This window comes from Kitasatospora sp. NPDC056531 (assembly GCF_042794375.1).
Lineage (GTDB): Bacteria > Actinomycetota > Actinomycetes > Streptomycetales > Streptomycetaceae > Kitasatospora.
Genome location: NZ_JBHTTU010000219.1, coordinates 1 through 4,572, shown reverse-complemented (window position 1 = coordinate 4,572; position 4,572 = coordinate 1). Strand labels below are relative to the sequence as shown.

At 73.0% G+C, this 4,572-nt stretch carries 2 protein-coding genes; both read right to left on the bottom strand.

Annotated elements, in window-relative coordinates; translation table 11 throughout:
* The coding region (locus tag ACFQ87_RS44525) for a type I polyketide synthase (protein WP_380616762.1) at positions 1-1,709 on the bottom strand (1,709 nt) is incomplete at its 3' end.
* A gap of 136 nt (positions 1,710-1,845) precedes the next feature.
* Positions 1,846-4,572 (bottom strand): KR domain-containing protein (locus ACFQ87_RS44520; RefSeq protein ID WP_380616761.1); only part of this gene is annotated, 2,727 nt, incomplete at its 5' end.

The following is a 4,572-nucleotide window of genomic DNA, read 5'->3' as shown; positions in this document are numbered from 1 at the left end:
GCACGCTGCGAGCCCTGACCCGAGAACAACACCGCCAGACGCCGCGAACCCGCAACACCCGCAAGGCCCGAACCCGACGCCAGCCCCGACAGCCCGGCCAAAGCCTCCGCCCGGTCACGCGCCACGACCACACCACGGTGCTCCAACACCGCACGCGACGACACCAGCGAGAACGCCACATCGACATCACACACATCAACAGAGCCCTCGACGAACGAGGCCAACCGCGCCGCCTGCGCCCGCAGCGCACCCGCCGACTTCCCCGACAGCACCCACGGCACCACCGGCAGCGACGGCTCGGCAACGACCGCCTCACCCGGCTCCTCCACCGGAGCCTGCTCCAGGATCACGTGCGCGTTCGTCCCGCTCACACCGAAGGAGGAGACGGCGGCACGCCGCACCTCGTCACCCGGCACCCACTCGCGAGCCTCGGTCAGCAGCTCCACCGCACCGGCCGCCCAGTCCACCTGCGGCGTCGGCTCGTCCACATGCAGCGTCCGCGGCAGCACACCATTCCGCATCGCCATCACCATCTTGATGACGCCACCCACACCCGCAGCAGCCTGGGCATGCCCGATGTTCGACTTCAACGACCCCAGCCACAGCGGCCGGTCAGCGGCACGCCCCTGACCGTAGGTGGCCAGCAGCGCCTGCGCCTCGATCGGGTCACCCAGCTTCGTACCCGTCCCGTGCGCCTCCACCACGTCCACCTGATCGGCCGTCAGCCGCGCGTTCGCCAACGCCTGCCGGATCACCCGCTGCTGCGACGGACCGTTCGGCGCCGTCAGACCATTCGACGCACCATCCTGATTCACCGCGCTACCGCGCAGCACCGCCAACACCCGGTGCCCGTGACGCCGCGCGTCCGACAGCCGCTCCACCAGCAGCATGCCCACGCCCTCGGCCCAGGTGGTGCCATCAGCAGCAGCCGCAAACGACTTGCACCGACCGTCCGCCGCCAGCCCTCGCTGACGGCTGAACTCGATGAAGCCGCCGGGCGTGGCCAGCACCGCGACGCCACCGGCGAGTGCCAGGTCGCACTCGCCCCGGCGCAGGGCCTGGGCGGCCAGGTGCAGGGCCACCAGCGACGACGAACACGCCGTGTCCACCGTCACCGCCGGCCCCTCCAGACCGAAGGTGTAGGAGATGCGGCCCGAGGCGACGCTGCCTGCGTTGCCGGTCAGCAGGTGGCCCTCGACCTCCGAAGGCGCGTCGTGCAGGGGCGGGCCGTAGTCGTGGTAGGCGACGCCGGCGAAGACTCCGGTCTGGCTGCCGCGCAGCGCCTCCGGGTCGATCCCGGCCCGCTCGAACGCCTCCCAGGACGCCTCCAGCAGCAGCCGCTGCTGGGGGTCCATCGTGGTCGCTTCCCGCGGCGAGATCTCGAAGAAGCCCGCGTCGAACTCGGCGGCGTCGTAGAGGAATCCGCCCTCGCGGCTGTACGTCTTCCCGGCGCGCTCCGGGTCCGGGTCGTAGACGTCCTCGTCCCAGCCACGGTCGGTCGGGAATCCACCAATCGCGTCCCGGCCGTCCGCCACCAGCTGCCACAGTGCCTCCGGGGAGCCCACCCCACCGGGGTACCGACAGCTCATCCCGACGATGGCGATCGGCTCGTACTCCTTCTCCTCCAGCTCCCGCACGCGCCGACGTGCCTCCCGCAGATCGGCGGTCGCTCGCTTCAGGTAGTCGAGGAGCTTTTCCTCGTTCGCCACCAACGTCAGCTCCTTAAAAGGCCATGCGGAAGATCGCGCTGTGCAGAGATTGCGGAGATGTACGGAAATGAGGGGGTACGGCGGGAACGTGAGCCGCCGTGGCAGGCCGGCTACCGAGCCGTCCCACTGACTGGTTTCACCGTGCGTCGAGTTCTTGGTCCAGCACGTCGAAGAGCTCCTCCGCCGTGACGGTCTCGAGGTCGAGGCCGTCGCCGAAGACGTCCTGCTCCGGCTCGTGCCGTGCGGTCCAGGTCGACAGCAGGGTTCGCAGCCGTGCGGTGATCCCCGCGCGCTGCGTCTCCCCGGGATCGGTCAGTGACGCCAACGACAGTTCCAGCTCGTCCAGTTGGCCACTCACCGACACGCTCTGCCGGGGCCCCCGGCGCAGGCCGATCTGCTGCCACAGCTGGCGGACGAGCACGGCCGGGGTCGGGTGGTCGAAAACCACGGTCACCGGCAGCCGAAGGCCCGTCGCCGTGTTGAGCCGGTTGCGCAGGTCCACGGCGCTGAGCGAGTCGAAGCCCAGGTCGCGGAAGGGCCGGCCCGAGTCGACGGCGTCGGCCGAGGCGTGTCCGAGCGCCTGGGCGACCTGGGTCGCCACCAGCTCGGTGAGGAACTCCTGCGCCTCCCCGTCGGACATCGCCTCCAGGCGCTGGGCCAGGGACGTCGCGTCGTCCGCCGAGTCGCTGTCCGCGGCGGCGCGGTCGCGGAGCTGCCGGGCCTCGGGCAGGTCGCCGAGCAGCGGGCTGGGACGCACCGCTGCCATCGTCGCGAGCAGCAGCGGCCAGGCGATGTCCGCGACGATCGCGGCTCCCTGGCGGTCTGCCAGCGTCTGCTCGAAGGCGGTTCCGGCGGTCTGCCAGTCCAGCGCATTGACGCCCAGACCCAGCAGGCGCTCGTCGGCCGCGCAGTCCGTCGCGGCGGCCCGGCCGCCACCCTCACCCTCACCCTCACCCGACATGAGCGGGCCGTAAGCCAGCGAGGTCGCGACGAGCTGCCGCGCCCGGCGCTGCTCGACCAGGGTGTCGGCGAAGGCGGTCGCCGCCAGTCGGCCGGCCTGGCGGGCGCCGCCGATCGCGCCGGGAAGTGAACCGAGCACGACGAACGCCGACAGCTGGTGTTCCTCCGTCAGCTCGCCCAGGTTGCTGACGGCGGCGGCCTGGGCCTGGACGGAGGCGGCCAGGCTGGCCGGGTAGAGGTCGTCGAGCGGCTCGTCGTCCCAAGCGGCCACGGCGTGCACCACCCCAGTCAGCGGCTGCTCGGCGGGCAGCTGCGCCAGCGCTTCCCGCAGCGCCTGCCGGTCGGTCGCCGCACAGCCGAGCACGGTGATCCGGCTGCCGAGCCCACTGAGCTCCGCCCGCAGCTCCGGCGCGGGCCAGCCGTCGGGCTCCCCGTCCTCGGCGGGGAGCAGCAGCAGGTGCTCGGCTCCGGTCCGGGCCAGCCATCGGGCGGCCAGGGTGCCGAGGGCGGTGTCGGCGCCGCTGATCAGGACGGTGCCGTGCGGCTGAGCGAGCCGGGCCGACGCGGTGTCGTCGTGGGGTGCGTGCTCCAGGCGTCGGGCCAGCGTCCCGGAGCGACGGATCGCTATCTGGTCCTCGTGACCGAGCCCGGCAACCGCCGCGCACAGTCGCGTCAGCGTCTGGTCGTCCAGGTTCTCGGGCAGGTCGACGAGGCCGCCCCAACGGTCGTGGTGCTCCAGCGCGGCTGCCCGGCCCAGGCCCCACACCAGGGCCTGGACGGGGTCGGGTGTGCGGCGTGCTTCGCCGGCGGTGACGGCTCCGCTGGTCACGCACCACAGCGGGGCGTGGACCAGGGCGTCGCCGAGTCCTTGGAGCAGCGTGGTGGTCGCGACGACCACGGCGTGTGCGGATCGGCCGTCCGGGCCGTCGGCCTCGCCCAGCGTGAGCAGCGACAGCACGCCGGAGGGCTCGTCGGTCACGGCCTCGGCCGCGAGCAGCTCGCGCACGCGCGTGGCCACACTGTGCCGGTCGTCCACGTCCGGGTTCACCTCGAAGGTGACGACGTGCGCACCGTGCTCCCGCAGTGCCCGCAGGCAGGCGGCGACCCGGTCGGCGCGCTGCGGGTCCTGGCCGGCGTCGGCCGTGCCCGTCGGTACTGCCGCCAGCCAGGTGCCGGAGAGCCGTGCGGGCCGCGAGGCGCCCGGCTCGTCGAGCGGCCGCCAGGCGATCCGGTAGCGCACCGCATCGGCCTGGGCCTGCCGTCGGCGGCTGCGGTGCCACCTGGAGAGCGACGGGAGCAGTGCGGCGAGCGAGTCGTGCTGCTCCGCCCGCGCCGGGTCCAGCTCCAGGGTGTCGGCCAGGGCCGGCAGGTCCTCGCGGGCCACGGCGTCCCAGAAGCCGGTCTCCAGCGGCTCCGTGCCGGCAGCGGAGTTCGGCTGCGGGGCTGAGGTCTTCAGCCAGTAGCGCTGGTGCTGGAAGGCGTACGTGGGCAGGTCGACCCGGCGGGCACCCTGACCGGCGAACACCGCCGACCAGTCCACCGCCAACCCCTGCGCGAACACCGCACCCACCGACAACAGGAACCGCTCCAGCCCGCCCTCGTCCCGGCGCAGCGATCCGACCGCCACCGCCGTGGGGTGGCCGACCGCCTCCACCGTCTCCTCGATGCCCATCGTGAGCACCGGGTGCGGGCTGCACTCCACGAACGTGTCGAAGCCGTCCGCCAGCAGCGCGCGCACGGTGCCCTCGAACTCCACCGGCTGACGGGCGTTGTCGAACCAGTACTCCGTCCCCAGCCCGGTGCCCGCAACCACGGCACCGCGCACCGTCGAGTACAGCGGCACCGTGCCCGCCCGCGGCCGCAGCCCGGCGAACGCCTCCAGCAGCCGCTCACGCAACGGGTC